10 protein-coding genes, 3 tRNA genes, 3 rRNA genes and 1 other annotated feature are annotated in these 18,233 nt (G+C 55.6%); of the genes, 2 read left to right on the top strand and 14 right to left on the bottom strand.

Features of this window, described 5'->3' with window-relative positions; genetic code table 11:
- Positions 1–168 precede the first annotated feature (168 nt).
- The 11 genes from NQ490_RS12815 to NQ490_RS12765 all read right to left on the bottom strand — a co-directional run bounded on the left by NQ490_RS12815 (position 169) and on the right by NQ490_RS12765 (position 9,450).
- Positions 169–243 (bottom strand) — tRNA-Glu (locus tag NQ490_RS12815).
- 12 nt (positions 244–255) lie between these two features.
- Positions 256–372 (bottom strand): 5S ribosomal RNA (rrf, locus tag NQ490_RS12810).
- Between the two features lie 95 nt (positions 373–467).
- Positions 468–3,299 (bottom strand): 23S ribosomal RNA (locus tag NQ490_RS12805).
- 199 nt (positions 3,300–3,498) lie between these two features.
- A tRNA-Ile gene (locus NQ490_RS12800) sits at positions 3,499–3,575 on the bottom strand.
- A 3-nt stretch (positions 3,576–3,578) separates the two neighbouring features.
- Positions 3,579–3,654: transfer RNA gene (locus tag NQ490_RS12795), tRNA-Ala, on the bottom strand.
- A 144-nt stretch (positions 3,655–3,798) separates the two neighbouring features.
- Positions 3,799–5,327 (bottom strand): 16S ribosomal RNA (locus NQ490_RS12790).
- Together the 16S, 23S and 5S rRNA genes with 3 tRNA genes alongside form the textbook arrangement of a ribosomal RNA operon.
- A 574-nt stretch (positions 5,328–5,901) precedes the next feature.
- Positions 5,902–6,600, bottom strand: coding sequence for a sigma-70 family RNA polymerase sigma factor (locus NQ490_RS12785; RefSeq protein WP_007046194.1), 699 nt, complete (start codon positions 6,598–6,600; stop codon positions 5,902–5,904).
- 31 nt (positions 6,601–6,631) lie between these two features.
- Positions 6,632–7,066: an anti-sigma F factor gene (spoIIAB, locus tag NQ490_RS12780; RefSeq protein ID WP_007046193.1), complete on the bottom strand. Its 435-nt coding sequence runs from the start codon at positions 7,064–7,066 to the stop codon at positions 6,632–6,634.
- 12 nt (positions 7,067–7,078) lie between these two features.
- On the bottom strand, positions 7,079–7,375 hold the full coding sequence (locus NQ490_RS12775) for an anti-sigma factor antagonist (protein WP_007046192.1): 297 nt from the start codon (positions 7,373–7,375) through the stop codon (positions 7,079–7,081).
- 126 nt (positions 7,376–7,501) lie between these two features.
- Positions 7,502–8,800 (bottom strand): bifunctional folylpolyglutamate synthase/dihydrofolate synthase, encoded by a 1,299-nt coding sequence (locus NQ490_RS12770; RefSeq protein WP_007046191.1) that lies wholly within the window; start codon positions 8,798–8,800, stop codon positions 7,502–7,504.
- Complete coding sequence (locus tag NQ490_RS12765) at positions 8,797–9,450, bottom strand: VanZ family protein (protein WP_007046190.1); 654 nt, start codon at positions 9,448–9,450, stop codon at positions 8,797–8,799. The genes NQ490_RS12770 and NQ490_RS12765 overlap by 4 nt, the downstream gene beginning before the upstream one ends.
- Positions 9,451–9,619: 169 nt before the next feature.
- Positions 9,620–9,865, top strand: a binding site (T-box leader).
- Between the two features lie 68 nt (positions 9,866–9,933).
- On the opposite strand from NQ490_RS12765, the gene NQ490_RS12760 reads away from it, so the two are divergent.
- Both NQ490_RS12760 and NQ490_RS12755 read left to right on the top strand, forming a co-directional pair.
- The gene (locus NQ490_RS12760; RefSeq protein WP_040917947.1) at positions 9,934–12,642 is read left to right on the top strand and encodes a valine--tRNA ligase; all 2,709 of its coding nucleotides are present in this window, start codon (positions 9,934–9,936) and stop codon (positions 12,640–12,642) included.
- A gap of 29 nt (positions 12,643–12,671) precedes the next feature.
- Positions 12,672–13,256: an HD domain-containing protein gene (locus NQ490_RS12755; protein WP_007046188.1), complete on the top strand. Its 585-nt coding sequence runs from the start codon at positions 12,672–12,674 to the stop codon at positions 13,254–13,256.
- Between the two features lie 164 nt (positions 13,257–13,420).
- Here NQ490_RS12755 and NQ490_RS12750 read toward each other — a convergent pair whose 3' ends face one another.
- The 3 genes from NQ490_RS12750 to NQ490_RS12740 form a co-directional block, all read right to left on the bottom strand.
- Positions 13,421–14,272 carry an RICIN domain-containing protein gene (locus tag NQ490_RS12750; RefSeq protein WP_007046187.1) on the bottom strand — a complete coding sequence of 284 codons (852 nt, stop codon included), beginning with the start codon at positions 14,270–14,272 and terminating at the stop codon, positions 13,421–13,423.
- A 226-nt stretch (positions 14,273–14,498) separates the two neighbouring features.
- Positions 14,499–16,418 (bottom strand): ABC transporter ATP-binding protein, encoded by a 1,920-nt coding sequence (locus NQ490_RS12745; RefSeq protein ID WP_007046185.1) that lies wholly within the window; start codon positions 16,416–16,418, stop codon positions 14,499–14,501.
- A complete protein-coding gene (locus NQ490_RS12740; RefSeq protein WP_040917504.1) occupies positions 16,418–18,175 on the bottom strand; it encodes an ABC transporter ATP-binding protein in 1,758 nt (585 codons plus the stop codon). Before NQ490_RS12740 ends, NQ490_RS12745 begins: the two co-directional genes overlap by 1 nt.
- Between the last annotated feature and the right edge of the window lie 58 nt (positions 18,176–18,233).

The following is an 18,233-nucleotide window of genomic DNA, read 5'->3' as shown; positions in this document are numbered from 1 at the left end:
AGCATTCCGATGGTCAGCTTGATGCGGTACAATTTGTTTCTGTATCATTATCATACAAGTTAAACCGCACTTTAAGTCAAGAGTTTTTTATAAAAAAAGACGCTGCCCTGTGGCGCAACGCCTTGATCATAATAAAAAAATACCTGCTCAAAATGAGCAGGTATTTTCTGGTGACCCGTGCGGGAATCGAACCCACGTTAACGGCGTGAGAGGCCGCTGTCTTAACCGCTTGACCAACGGGCCATATAAAAGAGAAGCCGGCATCTACCTATTTTCACAGGCCGTCTCCAGCCAACTATCTTCGGCACAAGTGAGCTTAACTTCTGTGTTCGGAATGGGAACAGGTGGAACCTCACCGTCATCGACACCGGCCATGCAATGACCTTTGTCATGCTTCTCTTTTGTTGAGGATGTACCCTCAAAACTGAATATCGAACCGCTTTGCAAACAGAGTATCTGATCAAGATGGGGTCAAGCCCTCGACCTATTAGTACACGCTTGCTGAATGGATCACTCCACTTACACATTGTGCCTATCAACCTTGTAGTCTTCAAGGGGTCTTACCTGATTGACTCAGTGGGATATCTTATCTTAAGGCCGGCTTCACGCTTAGATGCTTTCAGCGTTTATCCGATCCGAACATAGCTGCCCAGCTGTGCCACTGGCGTGACAACTGGTGCACCAGAGGTTCGTCCATCCCGGTCCTCTCGTACTAGGGACAGCGCCTTTCAAATATCCTGCGCCCACGACAGATAGGGACCGAACTGTCTCACGACGTTCTGAACCCAGCTCGCGTACCGCTTTAATTGGCGAACAGCCAAACCCTTGGGACCGAATTCAGCCCCAGGATGCGATGAGCCGACATCGAGGTGCCAAACCTCCCCGTCGATGTGGACTCTTGGGGGAGATCAGCCTGTTATCCCCAGGGTAACTTTTATCCGTTGAGCGATGGCATTTCCACTCACATACCACCGGATCACTAACTCCGACTTTCGTCTCTGCTCGACCCGTCAGTCTCGCAGTCAGGCTCGTTTATGCGTTTGCACTCTTTCATCTGGTTTCCGTCCAGATCGAACGAACCTTTGAACGCCTCCGCTACATTTTAGGAGGCGACCGCCCCAGTCAAACTGCCCACCTGACAATGTCCCCCGCCCTGATTCAAGGGCGCAGGTTAGAATTCCAATGTCGCAAGGATGGTATCCCAACGTCCGCTCCACAAAGGCCAAAGCCTCTGCTTCCTAGCGTCCCATCTATCCTGTGCATGCAACACCGAAACCCAATATCAGGCTACAGTAAAGCTCCATGGGGTCTTTCCGTCTTGTCGCGGGAAACCGGCATCTTCACCGGTACTACAATTTCGCCGGGCGGGCTGTTGAGACAGTGCCCAGATCATTACGCCTTTCATGCGGGTCAGAACTTACCTGACAAGGAATTTCGCTACCTTAGGACCGTTATAGTTACGGCCGCCGTTCACTGGGGCTTCAATTCAATGCTTGCACATCTCCTTTTAACCTTCCAGCACCGGGCAGGCGTCAGCTCGTATACGTCATCTTTCGATTTAGCACAAACCTGTGTTTTTGGTAAACAGTTGCCTGGGCCTATTCTCTGCGGCTCACTCTCGTGAGCACCCCTTATTCCGAAGTTACGGGGTCAACTTGCCGAGTTCCTTAACAACCCTTCTCCCGTTGGCCTTAGAATCTTCTTCCTACCTACCTGTGTCGGTTTGCGGTACGGGCACCTTAGATATACACGCAGCTTTTCTCGCCTCTCATTCAGCCAGACTTCGGTACTAAATTTCCCTCGATCACTACCGGAACCAACACCCGGCTCTGACCTTCAAAAAGTGTCCCTGCGCTTAAATCTTTCGGTGGGGACGGAATCTCTACCGTCTGTGCATCGGCTACGCCTTTCGGCCTCACCTTAGCTCCCGCCTAACTTGGAGCGGACGAACCTTCCTCCAAAAACCTGAGGTTTCCGGCCATGCAGATTCTCACTGCATTCGCGCTACTCATTCCGGCATTCTCACTTCTGTAAACTCCACAGCCGCTTACGCTACTGTTTCTCCGCTTACACAACGCTCCCCTACCCCGCATCTTACGATGCAGCCTAAGCTTCGGTTTGTATCTTAGCCCCGTTAAATTTTCCGCGCAAAGACGCTCGACCAGTGAGCTATTACGCACTCTTTAAATGAGTGGCTGCTTCTGAGCCAACATCCTGGTTGTCTGTGTATTTTCACATCGTTTTCCACTTAGATACAATTTGGGACCTTAGCTGTAGATCTGGGCTGTTTCCCTTTTGACAATGAGATTTATCTCACACTGTCTGACTCCCATGCATCGATACTCCGGCATTCTTAGTTTGATAGGCTTCGCTACCCTCTCGGGCGCTAGGCCATTCAGTGCTTTACCTCCGGGTATCTAACATGAGGCTAGCCCTAAAGCTATTTCGGGGAGAACCAGCTATCTCCGAGTTCGATTGGAATTTCTCCGCTACCCACAATTCATCCGCCGCCTTTTCAACGGAGGTCGGTTCGGCCCTCCATGAAATTTTACTTTCACTTCAGCCTGATCATGGGTAGGTCACCCGGTTTCGGGCCCATTGCACGTTACTGAACGCCCTATTCAGACTCGCTCTCGCTACGCCTCCGCACCTGAAGTGCTTAAGCTCGCAACGTACAATCGCTCGCCGGACCGTTCTACAAAAAGTACCATATCACACGTTGATGTGCTCTATGTGCTTGTAGGCACAAGGTTTCAGGTTCTTTTTCACTCCCCTCCCGGGGTCCTTTTCACCTTTCCTTCACAGTACTATACGCTATCGGTCACTGGGTAGTATTTAGGGTTGGAGGGTGGTCCCCCCATCTTCCGACCAGGTTTCACGTGTCTGGCCGTACTCTGGAACTCGCGCAGCCCTCGCCGTTTTCGCCTACGTGTCTCTCACACTCTCCGGATGGCTTTCCCACACCATTCGGCTAACAGCTTGGGTCCTAAAAGCGGTCCGTACCCCGGAAGGATTTCTCCTTCCGGTTTGCCCTCTTCCGCGTTCGCTCGCCACTACTAACGGAATCTCGGTTGATGTCTCTTCCTCGCCCTACTTAGATGTTTCAGTTCAGGCGGTTCCCCTCCTGCACCTATGGATTCAGTGCAGGATACTGAAGTATGAGCTTCAGTGAGTTTCCTCATTCAGAAATCCCTGGATCAAAGGATGTTTGCTCCTCCCCAAGGCTTATCGCAGCTTACCACGTCTTTCATCGGCTCCCAGTGCCAAGGCATTCTCCTTGCGCCCTTTGTAGCTTGACCGTTGTTTATCTCTCGATAAACATATCTCTTTTCAGATTCTCCATTTGCCAACGAGATTTTACCGCTTGGTGAAATTATAGATTTTATTAAAAAATCAGGAATTTTACTAGCTTAAAATCTCATTTCGCAGTTCTATATTCAGTTTTCAAGGTACTTCCTTGCATAAGGATTTGGGTTACCCAGCACACTGGATAACCAGTGGTGGGCTGAAATGGACTCGAACCATCGACCTCTCGGTTATCAGCCGAGTGCTCTAACCAGCTGAGCTATCAGCCCAAATGGTGGAGATAAAGGGATTCGAACCCTTGACCCCCTGCTTGCAAAGCAGGTGCTCTCCCAACTGAGCTATACCCCCGCGCCTTTACAGCGTTTCGGGTTTCGCTGTCCCTTATGCTTTGAGGTTCGCTTTGCAGCGGCCCTCAAAATTGAACAATACTGAAACTTGTTTCCCTGTCCATTCACTCAAAGACCAGCTTTGACTGAATGTCTGACTCCCTAGAAAGGAGGTGATCCAGCCGCACCTTCCGATACGGCTACCTTGTTACGACTTCACCCCAATCACCAGTTTTACCTTCGGCGGCGTCCTCCTTGCGGTTAGACTACCGACTTCGGGTCCCCCCGGCTCTCATGGTGTGACGGGCGGTGTGTACAAGGCCCGGGAACGTATTCACCGCGGCATGCTGATCCGCGATTACTAGCAATTCCGACTTCATGCAGGCGAGTTGCAGCCTGCAATCTGAACTGAGACGTTGTTTTTGAGTTTTGCTCCACCTCGCGGTCTTGCTTCTCTTTGTTAAACGCCATTGTAGTACGTGTGTAGCCCAGGTCATAAAGGGCATGATGATTTGACGTCATCCCCACCTTCCTCCGTTTTGTCAACGGCAGTCTCGCCAGAGTCCTCTTGCGTAGTAACTGGCAATAAGGGTTGCGCTCGTTGCGGGACTTAACCCAACATCTCACGACACGAGCTGACGACAACCATGCACCACCTGTCTCGATGTCCCGAAGGACTTCATGCATCTCTGCACTATGCATCGGATGTCAAGACCTGGTAAGGTTCTTCGCGTTGCTTCGAATTAAACCACATACTCCACTGCTTGTGCGGGCCCCCGTCAATTCCTTTGAGTTTCAACCTTGCGGTCGTACTCCCCAGGTGGATTACTTATTGTGTTAACTGCGGCACTGAAGGGGTCAATCCTCCAACACCTAGTAATCATCGTTTACGGCATGGACTACCAGGGTATCTAATCCTGTTTGCTACCCATGCTTTCGAGCCTCAGCGTCAGTTGGTGCCCAGTAGGTCGCCTTCGCCACTGGTGTTCCTCCCGATATCTACGCATTCCACCGCTACACCGGGAATTCCACCTACCTCTGCACTACTCAAGGCCAGCAGTTTTGAAAGCAATTTATGGGTTGAGCCCATAGATTTCACTTCCAACTTGCCGGTCCGCCTGCGCTCCCTTTACACCCAGTAATTCCGGACAACGCTTGCACCCTACGTTTTACCGCGGCTGCTGGCACGTAGTTAGCCGGTGCTTTCTTGTTAGGTACCGTCAAGATTCGTCCCTAACGACAGGAGTTTACAATCCGAAAACCTTCTTCCTCCACGCGGCGTCGCTGCATCAGGGTTTCCCCCATTGTGCAATATCCCCCACTGCTGCCTCCCGTAGGAGTCTGGGCCGTGTCTCAGTCCCAATGTGGCCGTTCAACCTCTCAGTCCGGCTACCAATCGTCGCCTTGGTGGGCCGTTACCTCACCAACTAGCTAATTGGACGCGAGTCCATCCTGAAGCGAATAAATCCTTTTCCCTCAATCCGATGCCGGATCGTGGGCTTATGCGGTATTAGCAGTCGTTTCCAACTGTTGTCCCCCACTCCAGGGCAGGTTACTCACGCGTTACTCACCCGTTCGCCACTAAGTTAAACCAGTATCCATCCGAAAACTTCAACCGGAATAACTCCGTTCGACTTGCATGTGTTAGGCGCGCCGCCAGCGTTCGTCCTGAGCCAGGATCAAACTCTTTATAAAATGGTATTAAATCACTTTATAAGTGTTTAATCTTGTAAATCACTCAGACACAATCGCTTGCGTCCTGTTTGAATTACTTGTAATTTGGAATTGATTTACGTGGGTTTCCACCCACGATAAGGTTCCACAAGTTTCAGTTTTGTTCAATTTTCAAGGTCCCGCTCGCTGTTCGCATCTCGCGTGACAGCCTATTTATTATATCTCGTGAAGTTCATTTTGTCAAGAACTTTTTTGAGATTTTTTTGAAGTTTTTTCAGGAGCCGAAGCTTCCGAAAAGCCCTCAAAGGCTGTTGTTATGCGGTTTTTCAGCGGCCGTCCGTGTCGCTTCCGCGCCGGACAGCCTGACTATAATACCACCAGAGGTCTCGTTTGTCAACACCTTTTTCGATTTTTTTCGCAGATTTTTTCAAACCCTTGAGAGAAAGACGTTGTATCGTTTTTTCCTTCGATGGTAGGCGTATCATACCACACGCTGTACGATTCTGTCAATATAAAAGTCGCACTTTTGGTAAGAAGCACAATTTCCAAAGCAAAAAGCGTGCATTTTGACGAACGCACGCTTTCTTTTGTTGGATTATAACGCAGGCAAACTTTCCCCTAACAGTTCCGCCCGCATCCATTTGAGAACTTTGCGTTCCCGCCGGGATATCTGTACCTGGGTTGTCCCGAGAACCCTGGCTGTTTCGCTTTGGGTTCTCCCTCCAAAAAAGCGAAGTCGAATCATCTGGCGGTCCGTCGGGGACAGCTTTTCCATCACTTCCGCCAGGCCGATGCGATCCGACAGGCTCTCTTCCGGGGAGTCCACCGGAACGTCCCATTCTCTCTGCCCATCTTCCTCGTCGGTAGGGGTCAAGGAGATGGCCGGCAAGGATGCACGGATGGCCAATGCAATCTGCTCCGGCGTGGTCTGCAGGATTTCTGCCAGCTGGGTCACACCAGGTTCCTGACCGGTCTTTTTGAGACAGCGTTCCCGTTCGGCGTTAATTTTCAGGCTCAGCTCTTTGAGAGATCGGCTGACCTTGACCGTGCCGCCGTCCCGGAACAGCTTTTTGATCTCCCCAAGGATCACCGGCACCGCATAGGTGGAGAAACATACTCCGCGGCTTGTATCAAACCCATCGCAAGCTTTCACCAGCCCCAGACACCCCGCCGCATAGAGTTCCTCGTATTCAATGCCGCGGCCCTTGAAACGTCCGGCGCAGGCATGAACCAGCCCCAGATTCTTTTCAATAAATTCCGCGCGCGGCAGCAGCTCGATGCTTTGTGCAGGCATAGCGGTTCCCCCTTCACTATATATGTAAAGGTCAATCGCGGGGCGCCAGCCTCTTGGTCAGGGTAACGCGCGTCCCCTTGCCCGGGGTGGAGGAAGCCCGGACTTTGTCCATAAAGCTTTGCATTACTGCAAACCCCAACCCCGCTCGCTCCGATGGATCTCCGGTGGTAAACATCGGCTCCATTGCTTTTTGAACATCCTCAATCCCCACGCCACGGTCACTGATGGTGATGCGAACCAAGCCGCCTTCATACAGCCCTGCCGTCATCGTGACAGGACCAATGGAATCCGGATAGGCATGTACAATACAGTTGGTAACCGCCTCGGACACAGCCGTCTTCAAATCAGCCAGCTGTGGTACCGTGGGGTCCAGCTGCACCAAAAATGCAGCCAGCGCCGCCCGGGCAAATCCCTCATTGACAGAACGGCTGGCAAACGTAATCTTCACTTGATTGAGCATTTTCATGGCAGATTCTCCTCAGGCATAGGTAATACGGGCCAAATCCAACATACGTCGCACGGCAGGCGGTGGGTTCTGTACAGTCAGCCTTCCTCCCAGGGAAGCAATGTGCCGGTCCCGCCCCAGAATCAGCCCCACACCGGACGAGTCCATAAATGTAACGCCGGAAAAATCCAGCGTCAGCAACTCCGGCAACCGATCATCCACCTGGGCGTCAATTTCCCGCCGCAGCGACTGCGCGGCATGATGGTCGATTTCGCCGCTGAGATAGGCAGCCAACGTGCCGCTGCCCGGCACAAAACACACCTTCGCCATAAGGTTGTCCCCTTTTCATTACGGATTGTGCGGCCCGCACCAGCCGCAAAGGCTATACAAAAAAGCCTGTATCTTTACGATACAGGCTTACAGGCAAATATTTTGTTGGAAGAGGGCGGCTTCGGATTATTTTTCCGCTTCTTTGAGCAGCCAGGGACGCGCTTCCGCCGCCAGATACAGCGATCCGCAGACGACCACCCCCGCCAGGTTATGATCCTCCGCATAGCGCACCGCCGCGCGCAATGCCTCAGGTACGGTAGCGGCCGCTTCAGCATCCATGTGGAATCGTGCAGCCTTCTGCAGATCCTCCCCGCTGAGTGCCCGCGGGCAGTTCGGGGTGACGGTATACACTTTGGCAAAGCAAGGCGCCAGGATTTCCAGCATCTTCTGGTAGTCCTTGTCCGCCAGCATACCCAACACCCCCACCAGGTTTTCCTCGTACTTCGCTTTCTGCAGGGTTTCAGCCAGAGCACGGGTTCCGTCCGGATTATGGCAGCCATCCAGAAGCAGCAGCGGATGACGGCGCAGTACCTCGATGCGGGCCGGCATGCGGGCAGCCGCCAGCCCCTGCAGAATGGCATCATCAGAAATTTCGTAGCCGTACTCCCGCCAGAGCGCCAGCGCGATCTCTACCGCCATAGCCGCATGGTTGGCCTGGTGCGCACCGGGGAAGGCCAGTGAAGCCTGATACCCTCCGTAATCAATGCGGTTTTCCAGCGTCTTGCCGGGCAGCTGACGGATATCCTCCAGCTCCGGTGTAATGATGCTGGTATGTGCCTCCGCGGCGGCAGTCAGGATGGGGCCCATCGCCTCGGCCGGCTGGTCGGGATAACAAACTACCGCGCAGCCTTCCTTGATAATACCAGCTTTTTCTGCCGCAATTTTGTCCAGCGTGTCCCCCAGCAGTTCCATATGATCGTAGCCGATCTTGGTGATGGCCGCCACCAGCGTATGGGGCACCGCATTGGTAGCATCGTACCGGCCGCCCAGACCAGTTTCCAGAACCACCAGGTCGCACTTCTCCCGGGCAAACCACAAAAGAGCCAGCGCCGTGACTGCTTCAAACTGGACAGGTTCTTCCCCGCCCTCCTGCCGGATTGCTTCTATGGCACCCAGCACTTTCTGAGTCAGCGAGGCCAGGGTACGGGGAGGAATCATCTCTCCGTCGATCTGAAACCGCTCTCTGAAATCCACCACATAGGGGCTGATGGTAAGGCCGGTTTTATAACCAGCGGCCGTCAGGATTGCCGCGGTCATGGCCGCCAGACTGCCCTTGCCGTTGGTGCCGGCAATATGCACACACTGCAGGCTTTCTTCCGGATTGCCCAGATGTGCCAGCAGGTTCTTCATCCGCTCCAGCCCGGGTTTGCCGCTGCCCAACCGGGGCAGGGCATGCAGGGCTTCCATTGCTTGTTGTGTCGTCATTCCGAATGTTCCTCCTCATTTTCCCACGGTGCTTCAGAATTTATCTCGCCATGTCCGAGCTGCGCTTCGTGCGCGCGGTGGGCTGCACGCTGGGCCAGACGCTCATGTTCCTGTTCCTGCTGAGCACGGCGCAACTGCTCCCGCTCTTCCCGCAGAGCCCGGTTTTCCCGTTCAATACGGGCGAACGCCATCACGGCGCGCACAATCAGCAAAATAATCAGCGCTACCAGCAGGCCAGCCACAATGCCCATCATGTCGATCCAAACGTCGGTAACCATAGAGGTCCGGTTGGGAATAAACAGCTGAATGGTCTCATCCATCAAAGCGGTACTCATTCCAATCAGTAACGGCCAACTCATATGCCGTACAAAATGGGCCGTATAGACGCGCAGGCAAAGCATCAGCAAAAAGCCTTCCAGCGAAAACTCCAGAAAATGTGCCGTTTTTCGGATCACATGTTCCGAAACCGGGCCCAGATGCACCTTTCCCAGTGTCTCATTGACAGCTTGCATCACGGCCTGGCTGCGCGCAGAAGACTGGGCTCCGGTCTGCAGCGAGTTACGGAAAATATATGCAATGCAGGCCAGCAGCGCGATCGTAAAGATCACACGAAAAGCGATCAGCCACGGATTGTTTTTTTGTGTTTCCATAGTTCTCCTTTTATATACTTGGTACAGAATACGCCTCTGTAGAACGATATTATAGCACCCCCATACCGCCACGGCAAGCCAGTGCCAGGAAAAAAGCCCGCAGACACTACCGGCATGGGGCGATTTTTCACTTGACAACGGCCGGAAGGTGCGGTAGGATACCTAATATATAAATGCTATGAAAAAGAGTGCGCTTTGTTCCGCTTTTGCAGAGAGCCGGCGTCGGGTGCGAGTCCGGCAAAGCAGGCAAAGCAGCTGTCGCTTTTGAGCAGGTACGGTGAGCCTTTGGGGTAGCTGTACACGGGTTTGCCGCCGTTATCCGGGCAGGCGGGGTGTTTGCTCTGCCGCAAAGAGGCCTTCGTCGGAAGGCAACTTGGGTGGTACCGCGACTTGATTTTTTCAGGCCGTCCCATGATCGTTCATGGGGCGGCCGTTTTGTTTGTCAAAAAGGAGCCCCGCAACAAAGACCAGGAGGTTTTGTTTATGCCGAAAGAACTCGCCAAACAGTATGCGCCCCAGGGCGCCGAGGATCGCATCTACCAGAACTGGTGCGACAAAGGGTATTTCCATACCCAGATCGACCGCAGCAAAAAGCCGTTCACCATTGTGATGCCGCCGCCGAACGTCACCGGTCAGCTGCACATGGGCCATGCCATGGACGAAACCTGGCAGGACATCCTGACCCGCTATAAGCGGATGCAGGGCTACGCGGCCCTGTGGGTGCCGGGCACCGACCATGCATCCATCGCCACCGAGGCCAAGGTGGTCGCCAAGATGCGGGAAGAGGGCCTGACCAAGGAAATGGTCGGCCGCGACGGTTTCCTGGAACGGGCCTGGGCCTGGAAAAACACCTACGGCAACCGCATCGTCAGCCAGCTGAAAAAGCTGGGCTGTTCCTGCGACTGGCAGCGTGAGCGTTTCACCATGGATGAGGGCTGCTCCGATGCCGTCAAGGAAGTGTTTGTCCGGCTGTACAACAAGGGCCTGATCTATCGGGGCAACCGGATGGTCAACTGGTGCCCTCACTGCAACACTTCCATTTCCGACGCGGAGGTGGAGTACGAAGCCAAAGAGGGCAGCTTCTGGCACCTGCTCTATAAAGTAAAGGAAACCGGCGAGATGCTGGAACTGGCAACCACCCGTCCCGAGACCATGCTGGGTGATACCGCCGTGGCCATCAATGCCGACGACCCGCGCTACGCCCATCTGCACGGCTGCCATGTGATCCTGCCGCTGCTGGACCGGGAAATTCCCATCGTCTGCGATGAGCATGCCGACATGGAAAAGGGCACCGGTGTCGTGAAGATCACCCCCGCCCATGACCCCAACGACTTTGAGGTCGGCAAGCGCCACAACCTGCCGATGATCCGCGTGCTGACCTATGACGGCCACATGACCGGTGCTGCCGACAAGGCTGCCGTAGACGCCGAAAAAGCCGCCGGCCGTGCCGCCGCGGACGAGCCCGATGTGCTGGATTGCGGCAAGTACGCCGGTATGACTGCCATGGAAGCCCGCAAGGCGATCCTGGCCGATCTGGAAGCCTGTGGCGCCCTCAAGGAGACCGAGAGCCTGACCCATGACGTAGGCACCTGCTACCGCTGCCACTCGGTCATCGAGCCGATGGTTTCCAAGCAGTGGTTCGTCAAGATGGAACCCTTGGCCGGTCCCGCCATCGAGGCGGTGGAAAAGGGCGACATCAAGTTTGTGCCCGAACGCTTCACCAAGAACTATATCAACTGGATGAAGGGCGGCCGCGACTGGTGCATCAGCCGTCAGCTGTGGTGGGGTCACCAGATTCCCGCCTGGTACTGCGACGACTGCGGTGAGACGGTAGTGGCCAAGGAAGCGCCTTCCGTCTGTCCCAAGTGCGGCAGCACCCATCTGACCCAGGACCCCGATACGCTGGACACCTGGTTCAGCTCCGCCCTGTGGCCTTTCTCCACCCTGGGCTGGCCCGATGAAAATGCCCCCGATTACAACTACTTCTATCCCACCAATACGCTGGTCACCGGCTACGACATCATCGGTTTCTGGGTTTCCCGCATGATCTTCTCAGGTCTGGCCTACACCGGCAAGGCGCCCTTTGACACGGTACTGATCCACGGTATCGTCCGCGACAGCCAGGGCCGCAAGATGTCCAAGAGTCTGGGCAACGGCATCGATCCGCTGGAAGTCATCGACCAGTACGGTGCCGACGCCTTGCGCATGATGCTGATCGTCGGCTCCACCGCCGGCAATGATATGCGCTACAGCGACGAAAAGGTCACTGCCAGCCGCAACTTTGCCAACAAGCTGTGGAACGCCGCCCGCTTTGTGCTCATGAATCTGCCGGAAGATTTCCAGCCCGGCATGCCGGAGGAATCCCTGCTGGATATGAGCGACAAATGGGTACTCTCCGAGCTGGCAAAAGTCACCGCCGAGGCCACCGCAAACCTGGACAAATACGAGCTGGGTCTGGCCGCCGAAAAGGTGGAGAACTTCATCTGGGAAGTCTACTGCGACTGGTATATCGAGATCTGCAAGTCCCGCCTGAACAGCGACGACGCCGTCCAGGCCGATACCGCCCGCAAGGTGCTGGTCTATGTGCTGGACAAGGCGCTGAAGTTGCTGCATCCTTTCATGCCGTTCATCACCGAGGAAATCTATCAGGCTCTGCCCGGCAGCGGCGAGACCATCATGCTGGAGACCTGGCCCGGCAATCTGGAAATGCCGATCTGGGCGGACGAATGCGCCGACTTTGAGAAGCTGATGGACTACATCAAGGCCGTTCGCGCCATGCGCAGCGAGATGAATGTCCACCCGGCCAAGAAGACGACGATGGTCATTGAGACCGCCTCGCCTGCCGCTTTCGAGAAAGGCAGCGCCTATCTGGCCCGCTTTGCCTTTGCCACCGATGTGACGCTGACCGAAAAGTACGAGGGTTCCACCGAAGGCATGGTTACGGTGGCCACGCCCCATGCCCGCGGCTTCATCCCCATGATGGAACTGATCGACCGGGACAAGGAGCTGGCACGCCTGAACAAGGAGCTGGCCAAGGCCGAGAAGGAAATGGGCATGTTCCAGAATCAGCTGAACAACCCGAAGTTTGTGGAGAAAGCGCCGGCCAAACTGGTGGAGGATACCCGCGCCAAGCTGGCCGCCGCCCAGGAGAAGGCCGCCAAGATCCAGGATTCCATCAAGGCGCTGGGCTGACCCGCCGTTTTGCAAAGGAGCGATAGACTATGGAAGCAGGTATCACACGGGAACAGGCCTGGACCCTGCTGCGGGAATATAACCAGGAACCTTTTCATCTGCAGCATGCCCTGACGGTGGAAGCCGTCATGCGGTGGTTCGCCAACGAATTGGGCTATGGAGAGGATGCAGATTTCTGGGCGCTGTGTGGCCTTTTGCACGACGTGGATTTTGAGCGCTATCCCGAGCAGCACTGCACCAAAGCTGCCGAGATCCTGCCCGCTGCCGGCGCCAGTGAGGCGCTGACCCACGCGGTGTGCTGCCACGGGTATGGCCTGTGCAGCGACGTCAAGCCGGAACACGAGATGGAAAAGGTGCTGTTTGCCACCGATGAACTCACGGGTCTGATCGGCGCCGCCGCCAAGATGCGCCCCAGCAAGAGCTGCACCGATATGGAGCTGTCCAGCCTGAAAAAGAAGTTCAAGGACAAGAAGTTTGCCGCCGGCTGTTCCCGGGATGTGATCCGTCAGGGTGCCGAAATGCTGGGCTGGGAACTGGACACCCTGCTGGACAAGACTTTGCAGGCCATGCGCGCCAGTGAAGCGGAAATCCGCACAGCGATGGAAGCTCAGTAAAAAACATTTTTTTGCAATACAGCCCCCTGCGGCGATGCCCTCCCCCGGGCATCACCGCAGGGATTTTTTTGCCCTTTTCAATCAAAAAAGCCCCCGTACCTTTCGGCACGGGGGCTCACTCGTTCCAACACAAAATTCGCAGCAGGGATCAATCCGACGGTGGATTATTTGCCGGTCTTCTTGGAGACAGGCTTCTTGGCCGCGGGCTTCTTCGCAGCAGCCGGCTTCTTGGCGGCAGACTTCACAGCCTCGCTGGCAGCCTTGACGGCCTCCTCCACCACAGGTTTGGCGGCCTTGACAGCTTCCTTGACAACGGGGGTTGCGGCTTTGACTGCCTCATCGGCGGCCGGCTTCACCGTATCGGTCACTGCTTTGACGGTATCGTTGACGGCCTTGGCGGCCTTCTTGGCAGCGGGTTTGGTGCTGGCCTTCTTGACAGCCTTGACCACTTCCTCGGCGGCATCCGCAGCAGCATCGGCCACATTCTCTGCGGCGGCAGTCAGCTCTGCCTTGGCCTTGGCCGCACTGGCTTTGGCGCTGGCCTTCGGCTTGCGAGTCACTTCGCTGATGGTCCAGTACTGGGTGGTACCGTTCTCATCGCGCCAGATCTGCAGCGCAGCGCCGTTGTCAGTGTTCATGCCCACCACATCCAGCAGCTTGCCTGCCAGGTTGGACTTGATCTTGACCCGGCCGTCATTGGAAGGCTCCACAACCCACAGCTGGCTGGACGCCGGAGCGCCCTCCCACTGATGGACGCGGGTACCGTCGCTGACTCCACCGCAGTCCAGATCCAGCATCTTGCCGGTAAAACGGTTCTGGATGCGGTAGACGCCGTCGCCGGCGGCGACGAAGTTCCACTGCTGCCATTCGGCGTTCACATTGTCCCACAGCTGGATCTTGGCGCCGTTGTCGATGTTATAATCAGCAACCTCCACGACCTTGCCGTTGGCAGCGCTGATGGTATAAAACTTACCGTCGGTAAGTACGGTCTGGGCCACTTTCTTTTTAAGTGCCATATCGGAATTCCTCCTAATACGTTGGGCGGCCGCTTTTCTGTGTTTGCTCCCTCGGGCCGCATAGTGTTCCACAGCAAATTTGCGTGGCTACGTCCTCTATTATAACCACTTTTTTCCAATTCGTCAACTTTTTGGCGCTGTTGCGGCATTTTGCACAAAAAAGCCGGAATGGCACAAAGCCATCCCGGCAAATTTGATTGATTCCTGTGGATTTTTTACCGTTCTTTTACGAATTCTCAGCAAAATTACCGGTGTACAGACGGTAATAACGGCCCTTCTGGGCAATCAGTTCGTCGTGGGTACCGCGCTCGATGATGCGGCCCTGCTCCAGAACCATGATGCAGTCGGAGTTGCGGACCGTGGAAAGGCGGTGGGCAATGACGAAGGTGGTGCGGCCGTACATCAGGCCGTCCATGCCGTCCTGAACCAGTTTCTCGGTGCGGGTATCGATGGAGGAAGTCGCCTCGTCCAGGATCAGCACCGGCGGATCGGCCACAGCTGCACGGGCAATGGCCAACAGCTGACGCTGGCCCTGGCTCAGGTTGGTACCGTCACCGGTCAGCATGGTGTTGTAGCCGTCGGGCAGATGCTTGATGAATCCATCGGCATTGGCCAGACGGGCCGCCGCGATGCACTCTTCATCGGTGGCTGTCAGGCGACCGTAGCGGATGTTCTCCATAACGGTGCCGGTGAACAGATGGGTGTCCTGCAGCACAATGCCCAGGGAGGAGCGCAGAGCATCCTTCTCGATGGACTTGATGTCATGACCATCATAGAGAATCTGACCCTTCTGGATGTCGTAAAAACGGTTGATCAGGTTGGTGATCGTCGTCTTGCCGGCACCGGTGGAGCCGACAAACGCGATTTTCTGGCCCGGCCGGCCGTAAAGATTGATGTCATGCAGCACAATCTTGCCGGGATCGTAGCCGAAATCCACATCCTTGAAGACGATGTCGCCCTTCAGTTCGGTATAGGTGCTCTGGCCGTTGGCATCAGTCTTCTTCCAGGCCCAGGTGCCGGTGGGCTCGCTGGCCTCAGTCACGCTGTTGTCGGGCTGATACTTGGCGTACACCAGAGTGATATCCCCTTCGTTGACCTCCGGCTTCTCATCCAGCAGCGCGAAGATACGCTGACCGCCGGCCAGTGCCATAACCACCGAGTTCAGCTGCATGGAGATCTGGGTGATGGGCTGGTTGAAGTTGCGGGTCAGTACCAGGAAGCTGGCCAGCTTGCCCAGCGTCAGGCCGCCGAAACCGTTGATGGCCAGGGCACCGCCGATGATGGCGCAGAGCACATAGCTCAGGTTGCCCAGCTGGCCGTTCACAGGCATGGCCACCAGAGAGAAGGCGTTGGCCTTGTCGGCGCTGTGGAACAGTTCGTCGTTGAGTTCGTCGAACCGCTCGATAGCAGCTTCCTCATGGCAGAAGACCTTGACGACCTTCTGGCCGTTCATCATCTCTTCAATGTATCCGTTGACACGGCCCAGTTCCCGCTGCTGATCCACGAAGAACTTGCCGGAACGGCCGGTGAGGAACTTGGTGCAGAGCAGCATGACACCCACCATGAGCAGGGCCACCACCGTCAGGGCCGGGCTGAGCACCAGCATGGAGATCAGCACGCTGACCACCGTGATGCAGGTATTGACCAGCTGCGGCAGACTCTGGCTGATCATCTGGCGCAGGGTATCGGTATCGTTGGTGTAGATCGACATGATGTCGCCGTGGGCATGGGTGTCGAAATACTTGATGGGCAGCGTCTGCATGTGGGTGAACATCTCATCACGCAGATTCTTCAGCGTGCCCTGGGTGACGCGGGCCATCGTGCGGTTCTGCAGGAAGATGGCCAGAATGCCGATGGCGTAGAACACTGCCACGCGGGTGATGGCCCGGATCAGGCCGGAGAAGTCGTTGCTCTTCTCGGTCAGCATGGGCGTGATGTAACCGTCGATCAGGGTCTGCATGAACAAGGTACCTTGTACCTGGGCGAAGACGCTGATGAAGATGCAGCAGAGCACGGCAATAACCGGGAACTTATAGCGGTGCATGACATAGGCAAGAATGCGCTTGAGGATCTTGCCGGGGTTTTCCACCTTGGGACGCGGGCCGTGGTTGCGGCCGGGGCCCACCAATTTAGCCTGCTGTGCCATTACGCCTCGCCCCCTTTCTCGTCGAAGTCTCCGGAGCCTTTGGTCTGGTTGTTGTAGACTTCCTGATAGATCGCATTGGTCTTGAGCAGATTTTCCGGCGTATCGTAGCCGCTGATGCGGCCGTTGTCCAGTACCAGAACGTGATCGGCGTTCTCTACGCTGGAGATACGCTGGGCAATGATGAAGACGGTGGTGCCGGGAATCTTCTCGGCAAAGCTGTGGCGGATCTTGGCATCGGTAGCCGTATCCACCGCGGAGGTGGAGTCGTCCAGGATCAGGATCTTGGGCTTCTTCAGCAGCGCACGGGCAATGCACAGACGCTGCTTCTGGCCACCGGACACGTTGGTACCGCCCTGCTCGATGTAGGTTTCATACTTGTCGGGGAAACGCTCGATGAACTCGTCGGCGCAGGCCTGCTTGCAGGCTTCCTCGATCTCGGCATCGGTGGCGTGGGGATTGCCCCAGCGCAGGTTCTCGGCGATGGTACCGCTGAACAGTTCGTTCTTCTGCAGCACCATGGCCACGCTGTTTCGCAGGGTCTCGAGGTCGTACTTGCGCACGTCCACACCGCCGACCTCCACACTGCCTTCGGTCACGTCGTACAGACGGGGCAGCAGCTGCACCAGGCTGGACTTGGCAGAACCGGTACCGCCGATGACGCCCACCGTCTCACCGGACTTGATGTCCAGGTTGATATTTTCCAGCGCCTTTTCGCCATCCTTCTTGTAGGCAAAGCTGACGTTGTTGAACTTGACGGCACCGTCCTTGACTTCCGTCACAGGATTCTCACCGTTGGTCAGGTCGGACTTCTCATCCAGGACTTCGGCGACACGTTTGGCGGAAGCGGCGGACATGGTGATCATGACAAAGACCATGGAGAGCATCATCAAGCTCATGAGGATGTTCATGCAGTAGCTCAGCATGCTCATCAGGTCACCGGTGGTGAAGCTGGTGGCGCCGGACAGAACGATCAGACGGGCGCCCAGCCAGGAGATAATCAGGATGCAGCTGTAAACAGCCAGCGTCATGAGCGGGGCGTTCCAGGCCAGGATCAGTTCAGCACGCATGAGCAGCTGACGCACGTTCTCGCTGGCCTTGCGGAATTTTTCGCCCTCAAATTTTTCACGCACGTAAGCCTTGACCACGCGGATGGCGGAGACGTTCTCCTGCACGCTCTCGTTCAGGTCATCATACTTACGGAAGGCGCCGGTGAAGTAGTTGGTGGCATGCACCATAATGTACATCAGCGCGCAGCCCAGCAGCACCACAGCTACCAGGTAAACGCTGGCCAGCTGGGCATTGATGGTGAAGGACATGATCAGCGCCACGATCATGCTGGCAGGCGCACGGATTGCCATGCGCAGCAGCATCTGGTAGGCGTTCTGGATATTGGTCACGTCGGTGGTCATACGGGTGACCAGACCGGCTGTGGAGTATTTGTCAATATTAGCAAAGCTGAACGTCTGGATGTTGCGGAACATGCCGCGGCGCAGGTTGCGCGCAAAGCCCGTTGCCGCGTGGGAACCGAACATGGCCCCCAGGATGCCTACCAGCAGGCCGATGATTGCGGCCACTAGCATTTTGGCACCGACCGAATAGATGACATCCATGTTGCCGGCGGTAACACCGTCGTCCACGATGGTTGCCATCAGTTTGGGGATGATCATTTCCATGATCACTTCGCCGATCATACAGATCGGCGTCAGGATCGAGACCAGACGAAAGCCCTTGGTCTCACGTCCAAGTGTCTTGAACAAGATTGATTGCTCCTTTCTTCCTTTACATACTGCCCTTCCCTACCGGGAAAAGCGGGCT

Source organism: Subdoligranulum variabile (assembly GCF_025152575.1).
GTDB classification, from domain to species: Bacteria; Bacillota; Clostridia; order Oscillospirales; family Ruminococcaceae; genus Gemmiger; species Gemmiger variabilis.
This window is presented reverse-complemented; position numbering and strand designations above follow the sequence as displayed.

Bases quoted from the DNA above. Each gene is read 5' to 3' on its own strand.
- NQ490_RS12745 (WP_007046185.1), bottom strand. From the start codon at position 16,418: ATGGCACAGCAGGCTAAATTGGTGGGCCCCGGCCGCAACCACGGCCCG.
- NQ490_RS12775 (WP_007046192.1), bottom strand. From the start codon at position 7,375: ATGGCGAAGGTGTGTTTTGTGCCGGGCAGCGGCACGTTGGCTGCCTAT.
- spoIIAB (WP_007046193.1), bottom strand. From the start codon at position 7,066: ATGAAAATGCTCAATCAAGTGAAGATTACGTTTGCCAGCCGTTCTGTC.
- NQ490_RS12755 (WP_007046188.1), top strand. From the start codon at position 12,672: ATGGAAGCAGGTATCACACGGGAACAGGCCTGGACCCTGCTGCGGGAA.
- NQ490_RS12750 (WP_007046187.1), bottom strand. From the start codon at position 14,272: ATGGCACTTAAAAAGAAAGTGGCCCAGACCGTACTTACCGACGGTAAG.
- NQ490_RS12760 (WP_040917947.1), top strand. From the start codon at position 9,934: ATGCCGAAAGAACTCGCCAAACAGTATGCGCCCCAGGGCGCCGAGGAT.
- NQ490_RS12770 (WP_007046191.1), bottom strand. From the start codon at position 8,800: ATGACGACACAACAAGCAATGGAAGCCCTGCATGCCCTGCCCCGGTTG.
- NQ490_RS12785 (WP_007046194.1), bottom strand. From the start codon at position 6,600: ATGCCTGCACAAAGCATCGAGCTGCTGCCGCGCGCGGAATTTATTGAA.
- NQ490_RS12765 (WP_007046190.1), bottom strand. From the start codon at position 9,450: ATGGAAACACAAAAAAACAATCCGTGGCTGATCGCTTTTCGTGTGATC.